Below are 20,345 nucleotides of genomic sequence, written 5' to 3' on the forward strand. Positions count from 1 at the left end.
CGTCTATTGTGACAATGTTTACTCTGGAGCCTGACTTTTCACCGATTCAGCCCAGGAACTTCCCAACATGACGCGTAAACAGGCCACCATCGCAGTGCGTAGCGGTTTAAATGACGACGAGCAGTACGGTTGCGTTGTCCCGCCGATTCACCTTTCCAGTACTTATAACTTCACCGGCTTTAATGAACCTCGCGCTCACGACTACTCCCGCCGCGGCAACCCGACGCGTGATGTGGTGCAGCGCGCCTTAGCGGAGCTGGAAGGTGGCGCCGGCGCGGTGCTGACCAATACCGGTATGTCGGCGATCCTGCTGGTGACGACGGTGTTCCTTAAGCCGGGCGATCTGCTGGTGGCGCCGCACGACTGCTACGGCGGCAGCTACCGTCTGTTCGACAGCCTGGCGAAGCGCGGCTGTTATCGCGTCCAGTTCGTCGATCAAAATGATGAGCAGGCGCTGCGGGCGGCGTTGGCGGAAAAACCGAAGCTGGTGCTGGTCGAAAGCCCAAGTAATCCATTGCTGCGGGTGGTGGATATTGCGAAAATCTGTGGCCTGGCACGTGAGGCAGGCGCGGTGAGCGTGGTGGACAACACCTTCCTGAGCCCGGCGCTGCAAAACCCGCTGGCGCTGGGTGCCGATCTGGTGTTGCATTCCTGTACTAAATACCTGAATGGCCACTCCGATGTGGTTGCCGGGGTGGTGATTGCCAAAGATCCGGCGACTGTCACCGAACTGGCATGGTGGGCGAATAATATTGGCGTCACCGGCGGTGCCTTCGACAGCTATTTGTTGCTGCGCGGTCTGCGGACGCTGTCTCCGCGTATGGAAGTGGCGCAGCGCAATGCCCAGGCGATCGTTGAGTATCTGAAAACCCAGCCACTGGTGAAAAAGCTGTATCATCCGTCGCTGCCGGAAAACCAGGGGCATGAAATTGCGGCGCGTCAGCAAAAAGGTTTTGGCGCAATGTTAAGCTTCGAGCTGGACGGTGACGAGCAGACGCTGCGCCGTTTCCTGAGCGGGCTGTCGCTATTTACACTGGCGGAATCGCTGGGGGGCGTTGAAAGCCTGATTTCCCATGCGGCAACTATGACGCATGCCGGCATGGCGCCTGAAGCGCGTGCCGCCGCCGGAATTTCAGAAACGCTTCTGCGTATTTCAACCGGTATTGAAGATGGTGAAGATTTAATTGCCGACCTGGAAAATGGCTTCCGGGCAGCAAACGAGGAATAAAAATGAGTGTGATTGCGCAGGCAGGGGCGAAGGGTCGTCAGCTGCACAAATTTGGTGGGAGTAGTTTAGCGGATGCGAAATGTTACCTGCGCGTCGCGGGGATCATGAAGGAATATTCGCAGGCGGGCGACATGATGGTCGTCTCCGCCGCTGGTAGCACCACCAACCAGCTGATCAGCTGGCTTAAACTTAGCCAGAGCGATCGCCTTGCTGCGCATCAGGTTCAGCAGTCGCTTCGCCGTTATCAGACCGAGCTGATTGGCGGTCTGGTGGAGCCTGCGGCGGCGGATACGTTAATTGCCGCCTTCATCCATGACCTTGAGCGTCTGGCAGGATTGCTTGATGGCGGGGTTACCGAAGCGGTTTATGCGGAAGTGGTCGGCCATGGTGAAGTTTGGTCCGCGCGCCTGATGGCGGCGGTCCTTAACCAGCTGGGTATGGAAGCGGCCTGGCTGGACGCGCGCGCTTTCCTGCGTGCGGAACGCGCCGCGCAGCCGCAGGTGGATGAAGGTTTATCTTATCCACTGCTGCAACAGCTGATGGCGCAACATCCGAATAAACGTCTGGTGGTGACCGGCTTTATCTCCCGCAACCAGGCCGGGGAAACTGTCCTGCTGGGCCGTAACGGGTCTGACTATTCCGCCACGCAGATCGGCGCGCTGGCGGGTGCCTCCCGCGTCACCATCTGGAGTGATGTCGCCGGGGTGTACAGCGCGGATCCGCGTAAGGTCAAAGATGCCTGTCTGCTGCCGCTGCTGCGTCTGGATGAAGCCAGCGAGCTGGCGCGTCTGGCCGCTCCAGTACTCCACGCCCGAACGCTGCAGCCGGTGTCCGCCAGCGATATCGATCTGCAGTTACGTTGCAGCTATACGCCGGAACAGGGTTCTACGCGCATTGAGCGTGTGCTGGCCTCCGGTACCGGCGCGCGGATTGTCACCAGCCATGACGACGTCTGCCTGGTGGAGTTCCAGGTGCCGGCCAGCCACGATTTCAAACTGGCGCATAAAGAGCTGGACGCCTTGCTCAAACGCGCCCAGCTGCGTCCATTAGCCGTTGGCATCCATGCCGACCGCAAGCTGCTGCAGTTCTGTTATACCTCCGAGGTAGCCGACAGCGCGCTGAAGCTGCTCGATGAAGCGGGTCTGCCGGGCGAGCTGCGTCTGCGTCAGAAGCTGGCGCTGGTGGCGATGGTGGGCGCGGGTGTCACCCGTAACCCACTGCACTGCCATCGTTTCTGGCAGCAACTGAAAGGGCAACCGGTGGAGTTCACCTGGCAGTCCGAAGAGGGGATCAGCCTGGTGGCCGTGTTGCGCGCCGGGCCAACGGAAAGCCTGATCCAGGGTCTGCATCAGACCTTGTTTCGTGCAGAGAAGCGTATTGGCCTGATGCTGTTCGGCAAAGGGAACATTGGTTCCCGCTGGCTGGAGCTGTTTGCCCGCGAACAAACCACCTTGTCGGCGCGTACTGGCTTCGAGTTTGTTCTCGCCGGCGTAGTCGACAGTAAACGCAGCCTGCTGAACTACGACGGGCTGGATGCCAGCCGGGCGCTGGCCTTCTTCAACGATGAAGCGGTGGAGCAGGATGAAGAGTCGCTGTTCCTGTGGATGCGCGCGCATCCGTACGATGATTTAGTGGTGCTGGACGTCACCGCCAGCGAACAGCTGGCCGACCAGTACCTTGATTTCGCCAGCCATGGCTTCCACGTGATCAGTGCCAACAAGCTGGCAGGCGCCAGCAGCAGTGATAAATATCGCCAGATCCACGACGCGTTTGAGAAGACGGGTCGCCACTGGCTGTATAACGCTACCGTTGGCGCGGGTTTGCCGGTGAACCATACGGTGCGCGATCTGATCGACAGCGGCGACACCATCCTCGGCCTGAGCGGTATCTTCTCGGGAACGCTCTCCTGGCTGTTCCTGCAGTTTGATGGCACTGTGCCGTTCACCGACCTGGTGGATCAGGCCTGGCAGCAGGGGCTGACCGAGCCGGATCCGCGCGTCGATCTGTCCGGTAAGGATGTGATGCGTAAGCTGGTGATCCTCGCGCGGGAAGCGGGTTATGACATCGAACCGGATCAGGTCCGTGTGGAATCACTGGTCCCTGCACACTGCGAAGAAGGGTCGGTCGATCACTTCTTTGAAAATGGCGAAGAGCTGAACGAGCAAATGCTGCAGCGTCTGGAAGCGGCCCGCGAGATGGGGCTGGTGCTCCGCTACGTGGCGCGCTTTGATGCTAACGGCAAAGCACGCGTCGGCGTGGAAGCGGTACGCGAAGAGCACCCGCTGGCGGCGCTGCTGCCGTGCGATAACGTGTTCGCCATCGAAAGCCGCTGGTATCGCGATAACCCGCTGGTGATCCGCGGGCCCGGCGCCGGGCGCGATGTGACCGCCGGGGCGATCCAGTCGGATATTAACCGTCTGGCGCAGCTGCTGTAGTTCCGAGAAAAAGACCAGGCGCTGCCTGGTCTTTTTTGTTAGTGCGCCGCAAAAACCGCTTTAGCGGCAAACAGGCCGTTGAGTGCTGCCGGGAATCCGGCGTAGACCGCCATCTGCATGATCACTTCCGTAATCTCTTCTTGTGTCAGGCCGACATTTAATCCTGCGGCAATGTGTACTTTCAGCTGTGGCGCGGCGTTACCCAGCGCGGTGAGCGCGGCAATAGTGGCGATTTCCCGGCTGCGTAAATCGAGCCCCGGCCTGGCGTAAATATCGCCGAAGGGGAACTCAATCAGATAGCGGGCGAAATCGGGGGCGATATCCTGCAGGCTGTCGACGACGGCTTCCCCACCGCTGCCATCCACCCGCTGCAGCATTTCCTGACCGGTGATATAACGTTCGCTGGACATCGTTTTTTCCTCTCTGTGATGATGCGTAAGAGGAAGGGTAGGGAAGTTTGCCGGACTTGAGTAATACCCTTTTCGTGATACCTTTTCAGTATGACAACTTCGCGATTACATTCCCTGGATATTCGCCTGCTGCGCGCCTTTGCCGTGGTGGCGGAAGAAAATAACATCAGCCGGGCGGCGCAGCGGTTATTTATCTCGCAGCCGCCGCTGAGCCGTCATATGCGTCAACTGGAAGCTCAACTAGGGGTGACGCTGTTTCAGCGCCACAGCAAAGGCTTGATCCTTACCGACGCGGGAAGAGAAGTGCTGGAGATTATTCGACCGATGCTGGCGCTCCAGGCGCGCACGCTGGTGGCATTGAGTGAGCTCTCCGTTCACTCGCCGCAGCCCTTGCGTCTGGGATTGACCACCGCCTTTGAACAGGGCATTTTCGCCGCCGTTGAATCTACGCTGAGTAAACATACCCGCACGTTGCATATCACTCGCCACGCCTCGCCGGCGCTGGCTCAGCAGGTGCGCAAAGGAAAACTCGATGCGGCGCTGGTCGCGCTGCCGCTGAATACCGAAGGGCTGCACCTGCATCCTTTGCCGTATCAGGAGCCGCTCATCGCGGCATTGCCTGCCTCCTGGCCGGAAGCCGCCAGCCCAGCGTTAACGCTACGCGCGCTCAATCACCGACCGCTGTTCTGGTTTAAACGCGAGCGTAATCCCGATTTCTTTGACTACACGCGACGTATTTTCGACCGGGCTGGCTATTCCCCCGCTTACGTGGAGGAGCCTGCCGAACATGATGTACTGCTGGCGCGAATTGCGCGTGGCGAAGGCATGATCCTGCTGCCGGCGTCCTTTTCCGCGATCCAGCGTCAGGGGGTGGTGTTCTGTCCTGTCGCTGAAGGCGACAGCATGCCGTTAAGCCTTGGCGTGGTTTATGCGCCTCACCAGGCTGAATCCGTGCAGCAATGGCTTCCTCTGCTGGATGACCATCTGACGACTCGCTAGCCTCAGGCTGACTCTCGAGCCACCAGCTGTCCGGAAAGGGTAATGCGCTGGGTCGGCAGGGCAGGCTCTTTGATTTTGCGGATAATGAGCGAGGCAACCTGACGTCCTGTCTCTTCGCTGGCGGAAGAGACGTAAGTGAAGGATGGCGAGGTTAAATTCACGTGCATCATGTCTTCGAAACCCACCAGCGCCACCTGCTGAGTGAGAAAGACATCTTTTCCCACCGTGCGTCCAACCTGATGAATGCCGCTGAGGCAGCCAATCATTGCATCAGGCGAGTGGCACAGCAGGGCGGTAATGGCATTATTTTTTTCCAGCAACTGGCGGGTGGCGATACTGGCGGCCTGGGTGTTGTCGCTGCAGGCGGGGGCAAATTCTTCCCGCACCGTCATGCCGTTTTTCTCCAGTGTGCTGAATAAGCCAAGCAGCCGCTGCTGACGGATCAGGTCGTTATCCTGTCCGCCGATGTAGGCGATGTAGCGATGGCCGCGCTCAATCAGATAACGGGTGGCGATGCTGGCGGCCTGGCGGTTATCACGGACCACCTGATCATGGTGGCCGGTGAGCAGCGTTTGCGAGACCGCGACCAGCGGCAGCGGACATGCCTGTAAGGCCTCGGGCAACGCATTGCTGGTGGTGTCGGCATCAAGATATATCACGCCGGCGACGCCCTGCTGTTTAAACGACAGCAGGCAGCGGGCCAGATAGTCATGATCGTCGCGCGGCTGGCCGAGAATGACCATATAGCCCTGCTTTTCGAGCTCCTGGACGATATTCGCCATCACCTTGATGGAAAAGCTGTCGTTGAAGTCGCGCAGGATCAGGCCGATCAGGTTGGTAGTGTTGGCGCGGAGATTAGCGGCGGCAACGTTATGCACATAGCCAAGTTCCTGGATGGCCGCGTTGACTTTTTCGATGGTCGCGTCGGAGATCTTCCCTTTCTGACGTAATACCAGCGAGACCGTCGAAACGGAGACGCCGGCCAGTTTCGCCACATCTATAATGCTGACTTTCTTCAAAATCGCTCCATGACAACGCGTGTATAACCGTCAGATCGCAGACATAGGCTTACCCACGGCAAGCCTATTTCCACACCATAACACCTTCTTGTTATTTGCCAATCATCCCCGACATGGTTTGTGCGATAAACTGCGCTCTGGCGCCAAAAATAATCTGGATGCCGTTATCGCCGACGAAGACCACCCCGCGCGCGCCGATGCCGTTGAGGCCATCTTTATCAACCGCATCGCGCTCAGCCACTTCCAGGCGCAGGCGGGTGATGCAGGCCCCGACGGAATCGATATTTTGTGAACCGCCGAGAAGATTGACGATCTCGGTCGCCAGCTCCGCATCGGTTTTATCGTCGGCAGTGACCGTGATATCGGTGCGGCCCGGCGTTTTCACATCGAAACGGCGGATAACGAAGCGGAAGGTGAAATAATAAATCAGCCCCATCGGCACGCCAACAATCACCGCGTTGAGGAAGTGGGTTTGATAGCCGTTGAGCGACGGCAGAATACCGAAGGAGATATAGTCGATAAGCCCTGCGGAGAAAGATTTAGCGATATGCGCATGCAGGAGATACATCGTCATGTACGAAAGCCCCGCCATGATGGCGTTGAAGACGTACAGGATCGGCGCCACGAAGATAAAGGTAAATTCTACGGGCTCGGTAATGCCGGTCAGGAAACAGGTCAGCGCGGCGGAGAACAGGATACCGGCCGCGATTTTTTTATTCTTAGTATGCGCTTCGTGATACATCGCCAGACAGGCGGCCGGCAGCGCGAACAGCATCAGCGGGAATTCCCCCTGCATAAATTTACCGGCGTTTTGGTAGCTGTCGGAGCTAAAGGATTTCACCCCTTCTTCCAGCATCTTAAACCAGATGGTCTGGTCGCCGTGGATCACCTGGCCTGCCTGGGTGGTGTAATCGCCGAAAGAGTACCAGAAGGATGGATACCAGATGTGGTGCAGCCCCAGCGGGATCAGCGCCCGTTCAACGAGGCCGAAAATAAAGGTCGATGCGGCCTGGTTGTCGCCATTCACCACCATCGACAGTGAGTCGATACCGGCCTGGATATGTTGCCAGACATAAGGCAACAGCAGGCCGAGAATAAACGAGAGAAACGCCGTGGCGATCGCCACGAAGCGCTTACCGGAGAAGAAACCGAGGAATTCAGGCAACTGCATCGCATGGAAGCGGTTATAGCACCACGACGCGAGAATACCGCAGATAAGCCCGCCGAAAACCCCCATCTGCAGCGTCGGGATGCCAACGACCATGGCGTATTTTCCGCCCTGAGAGGCCATCTCCGGGGTAATGCCGAGCACAGTGCTGATGGTGATGTTGGTGATAAAGACGGAAACGGCTGCCGACAGCGCAGCGATGCCCGATTCTGATGCCAGCCCCACAGCGGAACCAATCGCGAACAGCATTGGCAGGTTATCAAAAATGATGCCGCCGGCGTTCATCATTAGCGGCATATGGAATTTATCCCCGAAGGCCAACAGTAAGCCGGCGGCCGGGAGAAGCGAAATCGGCAGCATCAAGGCGCGGCCGATCATCGACAGTTTTGATAATGATTTTATGAACCCTGACCACAGACTCATGGTGATATCCCCGAATAGATTTTATAAGCATTATTGCGTAAGTAGAACGTTCTAGTAGAACGTTCTACTTAATGTGAACCAAGCTATAAGCGGCTGCAATCACAATCGCTCTGGCAATCATGGGGAGATGTTGGTTTTTTGAACTGCTTCAAATTTCATCGGGTCGAATTCTTCCTGCACGGCATCAGTTCAGGTCGGAAGATGAATTTTTTTCATTTTAGAGGCCTATTCCTCACTCTTTACGCAGATTTTTCTATTGACGCCCGCGCGCTTTTCCGTCATTTTTACATCTGGACGTCTAAACGTATAGAAGTTCGCAATATAACAGCCATTACATGCGATTGATGAGGTAAGGTATGAGCTTTTTTCACGCCAATCAGCGGGAAGCCCTGAATCAGAGCCTGGCGGAAGTCCAGGGCCAGATTAATGTGTCTTTTGAATTCTTTCCGCCGCGCACCAGTGAAATGGAGCAAACCCTGTGGAAATCCATCGATCGCCTGAGCAGTCTGAAACCGAAATTTGTTTCGGTAACCTATGGCGCGAACTCTGGCGAGCGCGATCGCACCCACAGCATCATCAAAGGCATTAAAGAGCGAACCGGTCTGGAAGCAGCGCCGCACCTGACCTGTATCGATGCCTCTCGTGATGAGCTGCGTACTATCGCTCAGGATTACTGGAACAACGGTATTCGCCATATCGTCGCCCTGCGCGGCGACCTGCCGCCGGGCAGCGGTAAACCGGATATGTATGCCGCCGATCTGGTGACGCTGCTGAAAGAGGTGGGCGATTTCGATATCTCTGTCGCCGCGTATCCGGAAGTGCATCCGGAAGCGAAAAGCGCACAGGCGGATTTGCTGAACCTGAAGCGTAAAGTCGAGGCGGGCGCCAACCGCGCGATCACCCAGTTCTTCTTCGATGTGGAAAGCTACCTGCGTTTTCGCGATCGCTGCGTTTCGGCGGGCATCGACGTGGAAATCATTCCGGGTATCCTGCCGGTCTCCAACTTTAAACAGGCGAAAAAGTTTGCGGATATGACCAACGTCCGTATCCCGGTGTGGATGTCGAAAATGTTCGAAGGGCTGGATAACGACGCCGAAACCCGTCAGCTGGTGGGGGCGAATATCGCCATGGACATGGTGAAGATTTTAAGCCGGGAAGGGGTAAAAGACTTCCACTTCTATACCCTGAACCGCGCCGAGATGAGCTACGCCATCTGCCATACGCTGGGCGTGCGTCCGGCCTGAGTGCTTGCCGTTTCCGCGGTCAGTAGGCGGCGCGTTCGACAGATAGACATAAAAAAACACCCGGCTGATGCCGGGTGTTTTGCTCTGGGTTATTCCCATTCCTGCAGGAAGCGCTGACCGTATTGGTCGGCCACCAACAGCGCGGCGTAGACCTGGTCTGAGTCGACGCCGCCCGGCATATTGTGAATGGTTTCGCCTTCAGCGCAGGCGGCTTCCGCCACCAGGCGCATTTTGGTTGGGATGTCGCCTTTGATATCGAGCTGCGCCAGGGTGATCGGCAGCCCAACGCTGTGGCACAGCGCGGCGACGGTCTCTATTTCGTCCACCGGCGCATTTTCCAGCACCAGCTGCGTCAGGGTACCGAACGCCACTTTTTCCCCGTGATAATAGTGGTGGGCGTCAGGGATGGCCGTCATGCCGTTGTGAATCGCGTGCGCCGCCGCCAGGCCGCCGCTTTCAAAGCCGACGCCGCTCAGGTAGGTGTTGGCTTCCACCACTCGCTCCAGCGCCGGGGTGACCACGTGCTGTTCGGCGGCCAGCATCGCTTTTTCACCCTCTTCAAGTAAGGTGTTGTAGCACAGCTCGGCCAGCGCCAGCGCCGCCTGAGTGCATTTCCCACCCGCCATGGTGGTGGCGCCGCTACGGGAGCAGGCGCGGGCTTCGAACCAGGTGGCCAGCGCATCGCCAATCCCGGCGGCCAGCAGGCGCGCCGGTGCGCCGGCAACAATCTGCGTATCGACTATGACCATGTTGGGGTTGTGCGGCAGCATCAGGTAGCTGTCGAACTCCCCTTCGTCGGTGTAAATCACCGAGAGCGCGCTGCACGGCGCATCGGTGGAGGCGATGGTGGGGGCGATCGCCACCGGCACATTCATAAAGTGAGCCAATGCTTTTGCGGTATCCAGCGTTTTACCACCGCCGATCCCCAGCACGGCGGTGCACTTCGCACTGCCGGCGATATCGCGCAGGCGATTGATTTCATTATGCGAACACTCACCGCCAAACGGCGCGATTTCGGCCGCCAGGCCAGCGTCGGCCAGGCTTTTACGCAGCATCTCTTCCGCAAACCCCAGTACGAACTTATCGCCGACTACCAGCCAGCGTTCGGCCAGCGGCTTCAGATAGTCGCCGAGGCGCTTGATGGCGCCTGCGCCCTGAATGTATTTGCCTGGTGATTGAATAATGCGATCCATTTCGATTCCTCCTCGATGACCGTGCTGCCGCCCGCAGGCGGCTCGCGGGTCCGGTTACAGGTTTAGCGTGCCAAAGGCGTTATTCCAGTCCTGTTCAAACTTCTCTATGGCTGACTCTACCGCAGGGGTGCCGAGCATTTGTTGCGCTACATCTAGTGGAAGGGTGATGGCTTCGCAGCCGGCCAGCAGGCAATCCAGCGCCTGACGGGGCGTTTTGAAGCTCGCCGCCAGCACTTTGCTCTCGGGCGCATGCATTTCCAGCAGAGATTGCAGCTCCTGTACCATGCGGATGCCGTCTCCTCCCTGGGCGTCAACGCGGTTAACGTAAGGCGCGACGTACTTTGCGCCGGCTAGTGCGGCCAGCAGGCCTTGCGAAGCGCTGTAGACGGCGGTGCCAAGGGTCGGGATGCCTTCCTTCTTCAGCATTTTGATAGCGGCGAGGCCTTCGGCGGTCACCGGGATTTTAACCACGATGCCCGGCACGGCGTTGCTCAGGCGTTTAGCTTCTTCCACCATGCCCTGCGCATCGCGGCTCATGGTCTGCGCGAAGAGGGTGCCCTCCGGACCGATGGCTTTCTGCAGGCGTGGGAGCACGTCCCATACCGGGGTTTTACCGGCGGCGATAATGCTCGGGTTGGTGGTTACCCCGGCCAGCGGGTAGATGCGGGCCAGGCGTTCCACTTCGGCGACGTTGGCGGTATCCAGATAGAGTTCCATCGTGTTTTCCTCAATGCTTAATTCGATATTGTCGTTGAGGTAAGCATACGGCTTTCGTTCGAAGGACCGCCAGATGACAAATTTGCCAAAAACTGGATAAATGTACGCATCACGATTAAGGATGATTTAGATCACATTTATCGGCGATGGTGGGGTTGGGCAGCAATAAAAGCGCGCACAAAAGTCAGGTTTAACACACAAAAATCTAGTTTTTAGCCGGAGAAGATATTTCCGTTAACTGGCTATGATACTGACGGCGGTATTCAGACGGCGAGCGCTCGGTGGTTTTGCGAAACAGGCGGCAGAAATAATTGCTGTCGGCGAAGCCGCAGGCGTGGGCGATATCTTTCACTTTCATATCGTGGCCCTTCAGCAGCATACGGGCCTGTTCAAGACGAATATGGTTCAGATATTCATTGAAGCCCATTGGCCCGCATTTCTGGAACAGGTGAGAAAGATAGTTGGGGGAGAGATAGAACGCCTGGGCCACCGATTCCCGGCTCAGCGGCTCTGCATAATGGGCGTCCATGTACTGGCGGATTGCCTCAAACAGCGCCTGGCTGCGCGAGGAGGTTTGCGCCTGGCTGCCGAGAAGGTCATGGCAGTGGCTGAGCAGGCTGACGACAATGCTGCGGGCGGTTCGCTGCTCCTGCGGCTGCATCCGGAGCTCATTGAGCGCCTGCAGCAGAAATGAACCGACGCGCGGCCCGCGGCGCAGCGCCTGCCGCTTTTCGACAACGGTTATCGCCTTGCCATTCCAGTGCTGCAGCGAGCACTCCAGTCGCTGCTTATCGAACAGGATACTTAACAGCAGGCAGGGCGCCTGCCACTGCGGGCAGTTCCAGCTATCGCCAGGGATATAGAGCACGTCGTTCGCCTCAAGAGGGCTGGCGTTTTCGCCGAGTGCCCGGTCGGGCAACTGCCCATCGATGATGATGTTCAGACGGGGAAAATCAACCTGCACTACCGGCTCAGCAGGCGAGCGCATCTCGCCGGCAAAATAGACCCGGCCGATACCATTCTGCTTTTTTAGGAATGAATCAATAAGTTGATTGATATCGTTGTCCATCATTCTTCCGTTCAGCGCATCACCTCTTTCATCATACCGGACATTTTTCCAGCGGTAAAAGCGCTTGCCAGTCATGCTTGCTTCCCAGATAAGATATGTTATATCGTAACAATTTGTCGCCATTGATATCAAACTCAGGAGAGAGTAATGACCAGAAAGATCCCCCTGCTGGCCTTTGGATTCGGCATGGTGCTAGCCAGCGCCCAGGTGTTTGCCCACGGCAATCATAACCATGGCCCGGCGTTAACCGACGTCGAGCGTCAGGCCAGCGAAGGCATTTTTGCGGATAAAAATGTGCAGGACCGCGCGCTGAGCGACTGGGAGGGCGTCTGGCAGTCGGTAAACCCGTATCTGCTCAATGGCGACCTCGATCCGGTGCTGGAGCAGAAGGCGAAAAAGCCCGGCGGCAAGAGCGTCGAGGAGTATCGCGCCTATTATAAGAAGGGCTACGCCACCGATGTGGAGCAGATTGGCATTGAAAATGATGTGATTGAGTTCCACGTTGGCGATGTCGTCAACAGCTGCAAATACCGCTATTCAGGCTACAAAATTCTGCATTACGCCTCCGGCAAGAAGGGCGTACGTTACCTGTTTGAGTGCCAGCAGGGCGATGCCAACGCGCCGAAATTTGTGCAGTTCAGCGACCATATCATTGGCCCGCGTAAATCGCAGCATTTCCATATTTTCATGGGCAATGAATCACAGGAGGCGTTGCTGAAAGAGATGGATAACTGGCCGACCTATTATCCGTATGCGCTGCATAAAGAGCAGATTGTTGATGAGATGCTGCACCACTAGAACAGGTGAAAATCCCCCGACCGGGCGGCCGGGGGAGAGAGACTTCGATTAGCCGGTGTTACGCATACCGGCGGCAACGCCGGCGATAGTGACCATCAGCGCTTGTTCAACGCGCGGATCCGGGTCCTTGCCTGCTTCTTCGGCCTGGCGTGAACGGTGCAGCAGTTCCGCCTGCAGGACGTTCAGCGGGTCGGTATAGATATTACGCAGCTGGATAGACTCGGCGATCCACGGCAGGTCGGCCATCAGATGGGAGTCGTTGGCGATGGCCAACACGACGTTGATGTCGGCAGCCAGCAGCTTACGCAGCTCGGTACCCAGCGCCCACAGCTCCGGCTTCACCAGGCGCTGATCGTAGTACTCTGCCAGCCACAGGTCAGCCTTCGAGTAAACCATCTCCAGCATGCCGAGGCGGGTAGAGAAGAACGGCCAGTCGCGACACATCGCTTCCAGTTCACTCTGTTTTCCACCTTCGACCACCTTCTGCAGCGCGGCGCCAGCACCCAGCCAGGCTGGTAGCATCAGACGGTTCTGCGTCCAGGCGAAGATCCACGGAATAGCGCGCAGTGACTCGACGCCGCCGGTTGGGCGACGTTTTGCCGGACGCGAACCCAGCGGCAGTTTGCCCAGCTCCTGCTCCGGGGTCGCGGAGCGGAAATAAGGGACGAAATCTTTGTTTTCACGCACGTAGCCGCGGTACATCTTGCAGGAGACGTCGGAAAGCTCAGCCATGATCTCGCGCCATTCGGCTTTCGGTTCCGGCGGCGGCAGCAGGTTGGCTTCCAGAATGGCGCTGGTATACAGCGACAGACTGCTGATGGTCACTTCCGGCAGGCCGTACTTAAAGCGGATCATTTCGCCCTGCTCGGTGACGCGCAGACCGCCTTTCAGGCTTCCCGGCGGCTGTGAGAGGAGCGCAGCGTGGGCTGGCGCACCGCCGCGGCCGATGGAACCGCCGCGTCCGTGGAACAGCGTCAGTTCGATACCGGCTTTCTCACAGGTTTTGATCAGCGCGTCCTGCGCCTGGTACTGCGCCCAGGAGGCGGCCATCACGCCAGCATCTTTGGCGGAGTCAGAATAGCCAATCATGACCATCTGCTTGCCCTGGATAAAGCCGCGGTACCAGTCGATATTCAGCAGCTGAGTCATGACATCGTTGGCGTTGTTCAGGTCGTCCAGCGTTTCGAACAGCGGGGCCACCGGCAGAGCAAAACCAATCCCGGCCTCTTTCAGCAGCAGATGAACCGCCAGTACGTCGGACGGCGTTTTCGCCATCGAGATCACGTAGGCGGCGATCGATCCGCGCGGCGCCTCGGCGATCACTTTGCAGGTGTCGAGGACTTCACGGGTCTCTTCGCTTGGCTCCCACTGGCGCGGCAGCAGCGGACGTTTGGAATTCAGTTCGCGGATCAGGAAAGCCTGTTTGTCAGCTTCTGACCAGCTTTCGTAATCGCCGATCCCGAGGTAACGGGTCATTTCCCCCAGCGCTTCGGTATGGCGAGTGCTTTCCTGACGGATATCAATACGCACCAGCGGTACGCCGAAAGACTTCACGCGGCGCAGGGTATCGAGCAGCTCGCCGTTGGCGATAATGCCCATGCCGCAGGCCTGCAGCGACTTATAGCAGGCGTACAGCGGCTCCCACAGCTGCTCGTTCTGAGTGATCAGTCCCGCCGGTTTCGGCAGCTTCTGACCTTTCAGGCGCGCTTCCAGCCAGGCCTGGGTCTCCATCAGCTGAGTGCGCAGTTTCTTCATCAGATAACGGTACGGTTCCTGAGCGCCCTCGGCACCAGCCAGGGCGCGCAGCTCGTCGGTACACTCCACCATCGACAGCTCGGAGATCAGCACCTGCACGTCTTTGAGGAACAGGTCGGTCGCTTTCCAGCGGCTGAGCAGCAGCACGTGGCGGGTGATGTCGGCGGTCACGTTCGGGTTGCCGTCGCGGTCGCCGCCCATCCACGAGGTGAAGCGCACCGGGACGAAGTCCACCGGCAACTGATAGCCAAGGTTGGCTTCCAGCTGTTCGTTCAGCTCGCGCAGATAGTTAGGCACCCCTTCCCACAGGCTGTTTTCCACCACGGCAAAGCCCCATTTGGCTTCGTCGACCGGAGACGGGCGGTATTTACGGATCTCGTCGGTATGCCAGGACTGGGCGATCAGCTGGCGCAGACGGCGCATCAGCTGATGGTGTTCGTAGTCGGCGATGTCTTTATTGTCCAGTTGCTTGAGGCAGCTGTTCACTTCCACCATTTTGTGGATCAGCGTCCGGCGGGTGATCTCGGTCGGGTGGGCGGTTAATACCAGCTCCAGAGACAGAGATTCCACCGCTTTTTTGATGGTGTCTTCGTTGAGATTGGGTTGGTCTTTGAGCTTTCTCAGGGTACGCGCAATGACTTCCGGATTGCTGGCCGCTTCGCCATTCGGCGAAATGCTGTGGTACTGCTCAGCGGTGTTCGCCAGATTCAGAAACTGGCTGAAGGCACGGGCAACCGGCAGCAGTTCGTCGTTAGACAAATTCTGCAGCGTGGTCAGCAGCTCCTGGCGGTTGGCTTCGTTGCCGGCACGTGAAGACTTGGACAACTTACGGATAGTTTCGACACGATCAAGAATATTTTCTCCCAATGCATCCTTGATGGTATCGCCCAGCACCTTGCCGAGCATACTGACATTACTACGCAATGCGGAATATTGTTCGTTCATGTTACCCCAGACACCCCATCTCATTTTATTTTGTTATATCCGCTGCGCTGGAACGTGAGCAACGGATAAGCAACCCGTCTTTTATAAAGCCACGTAAATACCCCCACGTCAATTACTGCGAAATCGCTTCAGCAAACGAGTAAATCGCCGTAATTTGCGAAATTTAATTCAGGGGTCGCTGGATAAGCATCGCTTATGGAAATGTGACGATCGTCACCGTTCCGCCCCGGGAGAACGGGGCGGAAAAAGAGGGCGATTTTAGTGCCAGCAGAAGTGATGAACCACCTGGCTAATCAGCTCCCGGGTCGGTTTGATAAAGCGCGTCTCCAGATACTCGTCAGGCTGATGGGCCTGATTGATGGAACCCGGGCCGAGAACCAGCGTCGGACACAGCGTCTGGATAAACGGCGCTTCGGTGCAGTAGTTCACCACGTCGGTCTGCGCGCCGAGCAGTTTCTCAACCACCTGTACCAGCTTATGGTCCGGCGGGCATTCGTAGCCGGGGATCGGCGGGTGCAGCTCTGAGACCGTCAGGCGGCCCGGCCAGCGCTCACTGACGGGCGCCAGCGCTTCGTCCAACAGACCATTAAGATCGTTGAGGGTCATCCCCGGCAGCGGGCGGATATCCATATGCAGTTCGCAGCAGGCGCAGATACGGTTTGAGGCATCGCCGCCATGGATAGCGCCCAGGTTAAGGGTCGGGTAAGGGACTGTGAACGCCTCGAAGTGGTAGCGCTCTTTTAGCAGATCGCGCAGCTGCATAATGCGGCCGATGGCGTCGTGCATCAGCTCAATCGCGTTGACTCCGCGCGCCGGATCGCTGGAGTGGCCGGACTGGCCCTGAATACGGATCGCGTTGGACATATGTCCTTTGTGGGCGCGGATCGGCTGCAGGGAGGTGGGCTCGCCGATAATGGCGCAGTCCGGGCGCAGCTGGGTGGTTTCGGCAAAATAGCGCGCGCCAGCCATGCTGGTCTCTTCGTCGGCGGTGGCCAGAATATACAGCGGTTTTTTCAGCGTGGTGACGTCGACATCGCGCAGGGCGTCGAGAATAAAGGCGAAGAAGCCTTTCATGTCAGCCGTGCCGAGGCCGTAGAGCTTGTTATCGTGTTCGGTGAGGGTGAACGGATCCCGCGTCCAGCGGCCATCATCGAATGGCACGGTATCGGTATGCCCGGCGAGCAGCAGGCCGCCGGCGCCGTGTCCGGTGCTGGCCAGCAGGTTGAATTTATGGCGCGTATCCGGCACCGGCTGTACCTCAACATTGAAGCCGAGATCGCGGAACCAGCCTGCCAGCAAATTGATTAAAGACTCATTGCTTTGATCGAGAGCCTCTTCGGTCGCGCTGATGGACGGTGTGGCGATCAACGCGCGGTAAATCTCGATAAAGGGCGGTAAATTGTTTTTCATTGTTGACACACCTTGGGTCGTGATAGTATCAATATTCATGCATTTATTGTGAATAAAAATACAATATCGTTGAGCGTAAGAAAACCCATCGAATGTAAGGAGATGCGCTTCCAATGTTAAATACGCTGATTGTGGGTGCCAGTGGTTATGCCGGCGCAGAGCTGGTGACCTATATCAATCGTCATCCGCATATGAACATAACCGCTTTGACGGTCTCCGCGCAAAGCAATGATGCGGGAAAATTAATTTCCGACCTGCATCCGCAGCTCAAAGGCATTGTCGATATGCCGCTGCAGCCGATGTCCGATATCAGCGAATTCAGCGCTGGCGTGGACGTGGTGTTTCTCGCCACCGCGCACGAAGTGAGTCACGACCTGGCGCCGCAGTTTCTTGCCGCCGGCTGCGTGGTGTTCGATCTTTCCGGTGCCTTCCGCGTTAACGATGGGGCGTTCTACGAAAAATATTACGGTTTCACTCATCAACATCCTGACCTGCTCAAACAGGCGGTGTATGGTCTGGCGGAGTGGAGCGCGGATGCGCTTAAAGAAGCGCAGTTAATCGCGGTGCCTGGCTGCTATCCGACGGCGGCGCAGCTGTCGCTGAAGCCGCTGATTGAGGCCAATCTGCTGGATCTGAACCAGTGGCCGGTGATCAACGCCACCAGCGGGGTGAGCGGCGCGGGTCGTAAAGCCGCGATCGGCAATAGCTTCTGTGAAGTGAGCCTGCAGCCATACGGCATATTTAACCATCGCCATCAGCCGGAGATTGCCAGCCACCTCGGGGCAAAGGTGATTTTTACCCCGCACCTGGGTAATTTTAAGCGCGGCATCCTTGAAACCATTACCTGCCGCCTGAAGCCGGGCGTCGGCCACGCGCAGATCGCAGCGGTTTACCAGCAGGCTTACGCCGATAAACCGCTGGTACGTTTATATGATAAAGGCGTACCCGCATTGAAAAGCGTCGAGGGTCTGCCATTCTGTGATATCGGTTTTGCCGTGCAGGACGACCATCTCATCGTCGTCGCAGCAGAAGATAACCTGCTGAAAGGCGCCGCAGCGCAGGCAGTGCAGTGCGCGAATATTCGTTTCGGCTTCGCTGAGACGCAGTCTCTTATTTAAGGTGTGATGATGAACCCATTAATTATCAAACTCGGCGGCGTATTACTCGATAGCGAAGAAGCGCTGGAGCGCCTGTTTACCGCGCTGGTTAACTACCGTGAAGCGCACCAGCGTCCGCTGATTATTGTCCACGGCGGCGGCTGCGTGGTGGATGAGCTGATGAAACAGCTTAATCTGCCGGTGAAAAAGAAAAATGGCCTGCGGGTTACGCCTGCCGATCAGATTGACATTATTACTGGCGCGCTGGCGGGAACGGCCAACAAGACGCTGCTGGCATGGGCGAAAAAGCACGGTCTGGCCTCTGTCGGCCTGTTCCTCGGCGATGGCGATAGCGTGAAGGTCACGCAGCTGGATGCCGAGCTGGGCCATGTCGGGCTGGCGCAGCCGGGCTCCCCGGCGCTGATCAACACCCTGTTGGCGGGCGGTTACCTGCCAGTGGTGAGCTCTATCGGGGTGACCGATGAAGGCCAGCTGATGAACGTCAATGCTGACCAGGCGGCGACGGCGCTGGCGGCCACCCTGGGGGCGGATCTGATCCTGCTGTCTGATGTCAGCGGTATCCTCGACGGTAAAGGACAGCGCATTGCCGAGATGACCGCCGAGAAAGCGGAGCAGCTGATCGAGCAGGGCATTATCACTGACGGCATGATTGTCAAAGTGAATGCAGCCCTTGACGCCGCACGTGCCCTGGGCCGTCCGGTGGATATCGCCTCCTGGCGTCACGCCGAGCAGCTGCCAGCGTTATTTAACGGCACGCCGATCGGCACACGTATTCTGGCTTAAGATTTCATGCCCGGCGGCGCGTCGTCTGCCGGGCTTACAGACTGTAGGCCGGGCGGCACAATGCCGCCGGCAGAACTAACGAATAAAGGAAGCATGTTATGGCACTTTGGGGCGGGCGTTTTACACAGGCAGCAGATCAACGGTTCAAACAGTTCAACGACTCGTTGCGCTTCGACTATCGTCTGGCGGAGCAGGATATCGTTGGCTCTGTCGCCTGGTCGAAAGCGCTGGTAACGGTCGGCGTTCTGAGTGCCGCTGAACAGCAGCAGCTGGAAGAGGCGCTGAATGTGCTGCTGGAAGAGGTGCGCGCCAATCCGCAGCAAATCCTCGCCAGCGATGCCGAAGATATTCACAGCTGGGTGGAAGGCAAGCTGATCGATAAAGTGGGCCAGCTGGGCAAGAAACTGCACACCGGGCGCAGCCGTAACGACCAGGTCGCCACCGATCTTAAACTGTGGTGCAAAGATACCGTTGTCGAACTGCTGTCGGCGAATCGCCAGCTGCAGAGCGCGCTGGTGGAGACCGCCCAGCATAACCAGGACGCGGTGATGCCGGGGTACACTCACCTGCAGCGCGCGCAGCCAGTGACGTTCGCACACTGGTGTCTGGCCTACGTTGAAATGCTGGCGCGTGACGAAAGCCGCCTGCAGGACGCGCTGAAGCGCCTTGACGTCAGCCCGTTGGGCTGCGGCGCGCTGGCGGGGACGGCGTATGAAATCGACCGTGAGCAGCTGGCCGGCTGGCTGGGCTTTGCCTCTGCCACCCGCAACAGCCTCGACAGCGTTTCCGATCGCGACCATGTTCTGGAGCTGCTTTCCGATGCGTCTATCGGCATGGTGCATCTGTCGCGCTTTGCTGAAGATCTGATTTTCTTTAACTCCGGCGAGGCGAACTTCGTCGAGCTTTCTGATCGCGTGACCTCCGGCTCCTCCCTGATGCCGCAGAAGAAAAACCCGGACGCGCTGGAATTAATTCGTGGTAAATGCGGCCGCGTGCAGGGCGCGTTGACCGGCATGATGATGACGCTGAAAGGTCTGCCTCTGGCCTACAACAAAGACATGCAGGAAGATAAAGAGGGGCTTTTCGACGCCCTGGATACCTGGCTCGACTGCCTGCATATGGCGACCCTGGTGCTGGATGGCATCCAGGTGAAACGCCCGCGCTGTGCGGAAGCGGCGCAGCAGGGCTATGCCAACGCTACAGAGCTGGCAGATTATCTGGTGGCGAAAGGCGTTCCGTTCCGTGAAGCGCACCATATTGTTGGTGAGGCGGTAGTGGAAGCCATTGCGCAAGGGAAACCGCTGGAAGCGCTGCCCCTGGCCGATCTGCAGAAATTCAGTCCGGTCATCGCAGACGATGTTTATCCGATTCTGTCTCTGCAGTCCTGCCTCGATAAACGCGCAGCGAAAGGCGGCGTTTCGCCGCAGCAGGTGGCGCAGGCTATCAGCGACGCGAAAGCGCGCCTGAGCTAATTCACTGGCATCCACCTTTCTGAACCCGGCCGAGCCTGACGACGCCGGGTTTTTTATGCAAAAAAAAGCGGACACAAGGTCCGCAAAAGTTCACGTTGGCTTTAGTTGTTCGGGTAGAGAAACAGTGTGACGGGCCAATGATTTTCACAGGTTTACCGT

Annotated in this window: 16 protein-coding genes; 8 read left to right on the plus strand and 8 right to left on the minus strand. The window is 57.8% G+C overall.

The features are described 5' to 3' along the window. Positions 1–67 precede the first annotated feature (67 nt). Positions 68–1,228 (plus strand): cystathionine gamma-synthase, encoded by a 1,161-nt coding sequence (metB, locus tag CWM58_RS24800; RefSeq protein WP_061156231.1) that lies wholly within the window; start codon positions 68–70, stop codon positions 1,226–1,228. A gap of 2 nt (positions 1,229–1,230) precedes the next feature. Next, positions 1,231–3,663: a bifunctional aspartate kinase/homoserine dehydrogenase II gene (locus CWM58_RS24805; RefSeq protein WP_049008645.1), complete on the plus strand. Its 2,433-nt coding sequence runs from the start codon at positions 1,231–1,233 to the stop codon at positions 3,661–3,663. 38 nt (positions 3,664–3,701) lie between these two features. Here the strand turns inward: CWM58_RS24805 and CWM58_RS24810 are convergent, their stop codons facing one another. After that, positions 3,702–4,073 (minus strand): carboxymuconolactone decarboxylase family protein, encoded by a 372-nt coding sequence (locus CWM58_RS24810; RefSeq protein WP_016162053.1) that lies wholly within the window; start codon positions 4,071–4,073, stop codon positions 3,702–3,704. A gap of 90 nt (positions 4,074–4,163) precedes the next feature. On the opposite strand from CWM58_RS24810, the gene CWM58_RS24815 reads away from it, so the two are divergent. Further along, complete coding sequence (locus CWM58_RS24815) at positions 4,164–5,072, plus strand: LysR family transcriptional regulator (RefSeq protein ID WP_100682026.1); 909 nt, start codon at positions 4,164–4,166, stop codon at positions 5,070–5,072. Between the two features lie 2 nt (positions 5,073–5,074). Here the strand turns inward: CWM58_RS24815 and CWM58_RS24820 are convergent, their stop codons facing one another. Further along, positions 5,075–6,091, minus strand: coding sequence for a substrate-binding domain-containing protein (locus CWM58_RS24820; protein ID WP_032731553.1), 1,017 nt, complete (start codon positions 6,089–6,091; stop codon positions 5,075–5,077). A gap of 91 nt (positions 6,092–6,182) precedes the next feature. Further along, positions 6,183–7,682, minus strand: a complete 1,500-nt coding sequence (locus tag CWM58_RS24825; RefSeq protein ID WP_032736927.1) for a PTS transporter subunit EIIC — start codon at positions 7,680–7,682, stop codon at positions 6,183–6,185. A gap of 356 nt (positions 7,683–8,038) precedes the next feature. On the opposite strand from CWM58_RS24825, the gene metF reads away from it, so the two are divergent. Then, complete coding sequence (gene metF / locus CWM58_RS24830) at positions 8,039–8,926, plus strand: methylenetetrahydrofolate reductase (protein ID WP_002882952.1); 888 nt, start codon at positions 8,039–8,041, stop codon at positions 8,924–8,926. Between the two features lie 89 nt (positions 8,927–9,015). Here metF and gldA read toward each other — a convergent pair whose 3' ends face one another. From gldA to CWM58_RS24845, 3 genes are all read right to left on the minus strand, one after another. Further along, entirely contained in the window at positions 9,016–10,119 is a 1,104-nt protein-coding gene (gene gldA, locus CWM58_RS24835) for a bifunctional L-1,2-propanediol dehydrogenase/glycerol dehydrogenase (RefSeq protein WP_016162055.1), read from the minus strand. A 54-nt stretch (positions 10,120–10,173) separates the two neighbouring features. Continuing rightward, positions 10,174–10,836 (minus strand): fructose-6-phosphate aldolase, encoded by a 663-nt coding sequence (fsa, locus tag CWM58_RS24840; protein WP_008807861.1) that lies wholly within the window; start codon positions 10,834–10,836, stop codon positions 10,174–10,176. A gap of 205 nt (positions 10,837–11,041) precedes the next feature. Next, positions 11,042–12,028, minus strand: a complete 987-nt coding sequence (locus tag CWM58_RS24845) for an AraC family transcriptional regulator (RefSeq protein ID WP_165785848.1) — start codon at positions 12,026–12,028, stop codon at positions 11,042–11,044. Positions 12,029–12,052: 24 nt separating this feature from the next. On the opposite strand from CWM58_RS24845, the gene zinT reads away from it, so the two are divergent. Beyond that, positions 12,053–12,703, plus strand: coding sequence for a metal-binding protein ZinT (zinT, locus tag CWM58_RS24850; RefSeq protein ID WP_100682027.1), 651 nt, complete (start codon positions 12,053–12,055; stop codon positions 12,701–12,703). Positions 12,704–12,751: 48 nt separating this feature from the next. On the opposite strand, the gene ppc is transcribed toward zinT, so the two are convergent. Continuing rightward, positions 12,752–15,403: a phosphoenolpyruvate carboxylase gene (ppc, locus tag CWM58_RS24855; protein ID WP_061156227.1), complete on the minus strand. Its 2,652-nt coding sequence runs from the start codon at positions 15,401–15,403 to the stop codon at positions 12,752–12,754. Between the two features lie 258 nt (positions 15,404–15,661). Continuing rightward, a complete protein-coding gene (argE, locus tag CWM58_RS24860) occupies positions 15,662–16,813 on the minus strand; it encodes an acetylornithine deacetylase (protein ID WP_100632132.1) in 1,152 nt (383 codons plus the stop codon). 113 nt (positions 16,814–16,926) lie between these two features. Here argE and argC point away from each other — a divergent pair, with 113 nt between their 5' ends. From argC to argH, 3 genes are all read left to right on the plus strand, one after another. Beyond that, complete coding sequence (gene argC, locus CWM58_RS24865) at positions 16,927–17,931, plus strand: N-acetyl-gamma-glutamyl-phosphate reductase (protein ID WP_022064625.1); 1,005 nt, start codon at positions 16,927–16,929, stop codon at positions 17,929–17,931. Between the two features lie 6 nt (positions 17,932–17,937). Continuing rightward, a complete protein-coding gene (argB, locus tag CWM58_RS24870; protein WP_100682028.1) occupies positions 17,938–18,714 on the plus strand; it encodes an acetylglutamate kinase in 777 nt (258 codons plus the stop codon). Positions 18,715–18,812: 98 nt separating this feature from the next. Further along, positions 18,813–20,186, plus strand: a complete 1,374-nt coding sequence (gene argH / locus CWM58_RS24880; RefSeq protein WP_023340882.1) for an argininosuccinate lyase — start codon at positions 18,813–18,815, stop codon at positions 20,184–20,186. Positions 20,187–20,345: the final 159 nt, after the last annotated feature.

Origin of the sequence: Klebsiella sp. H-Nf2, from assembly GCF_002806645.1 — a bacterium.
GTDB lineage: Bacteria > Pseudomonadota > Gammaproteobacteria > Enterobacterales > Enterobacteriaceae > Klebsiella > Klebsiella variicola.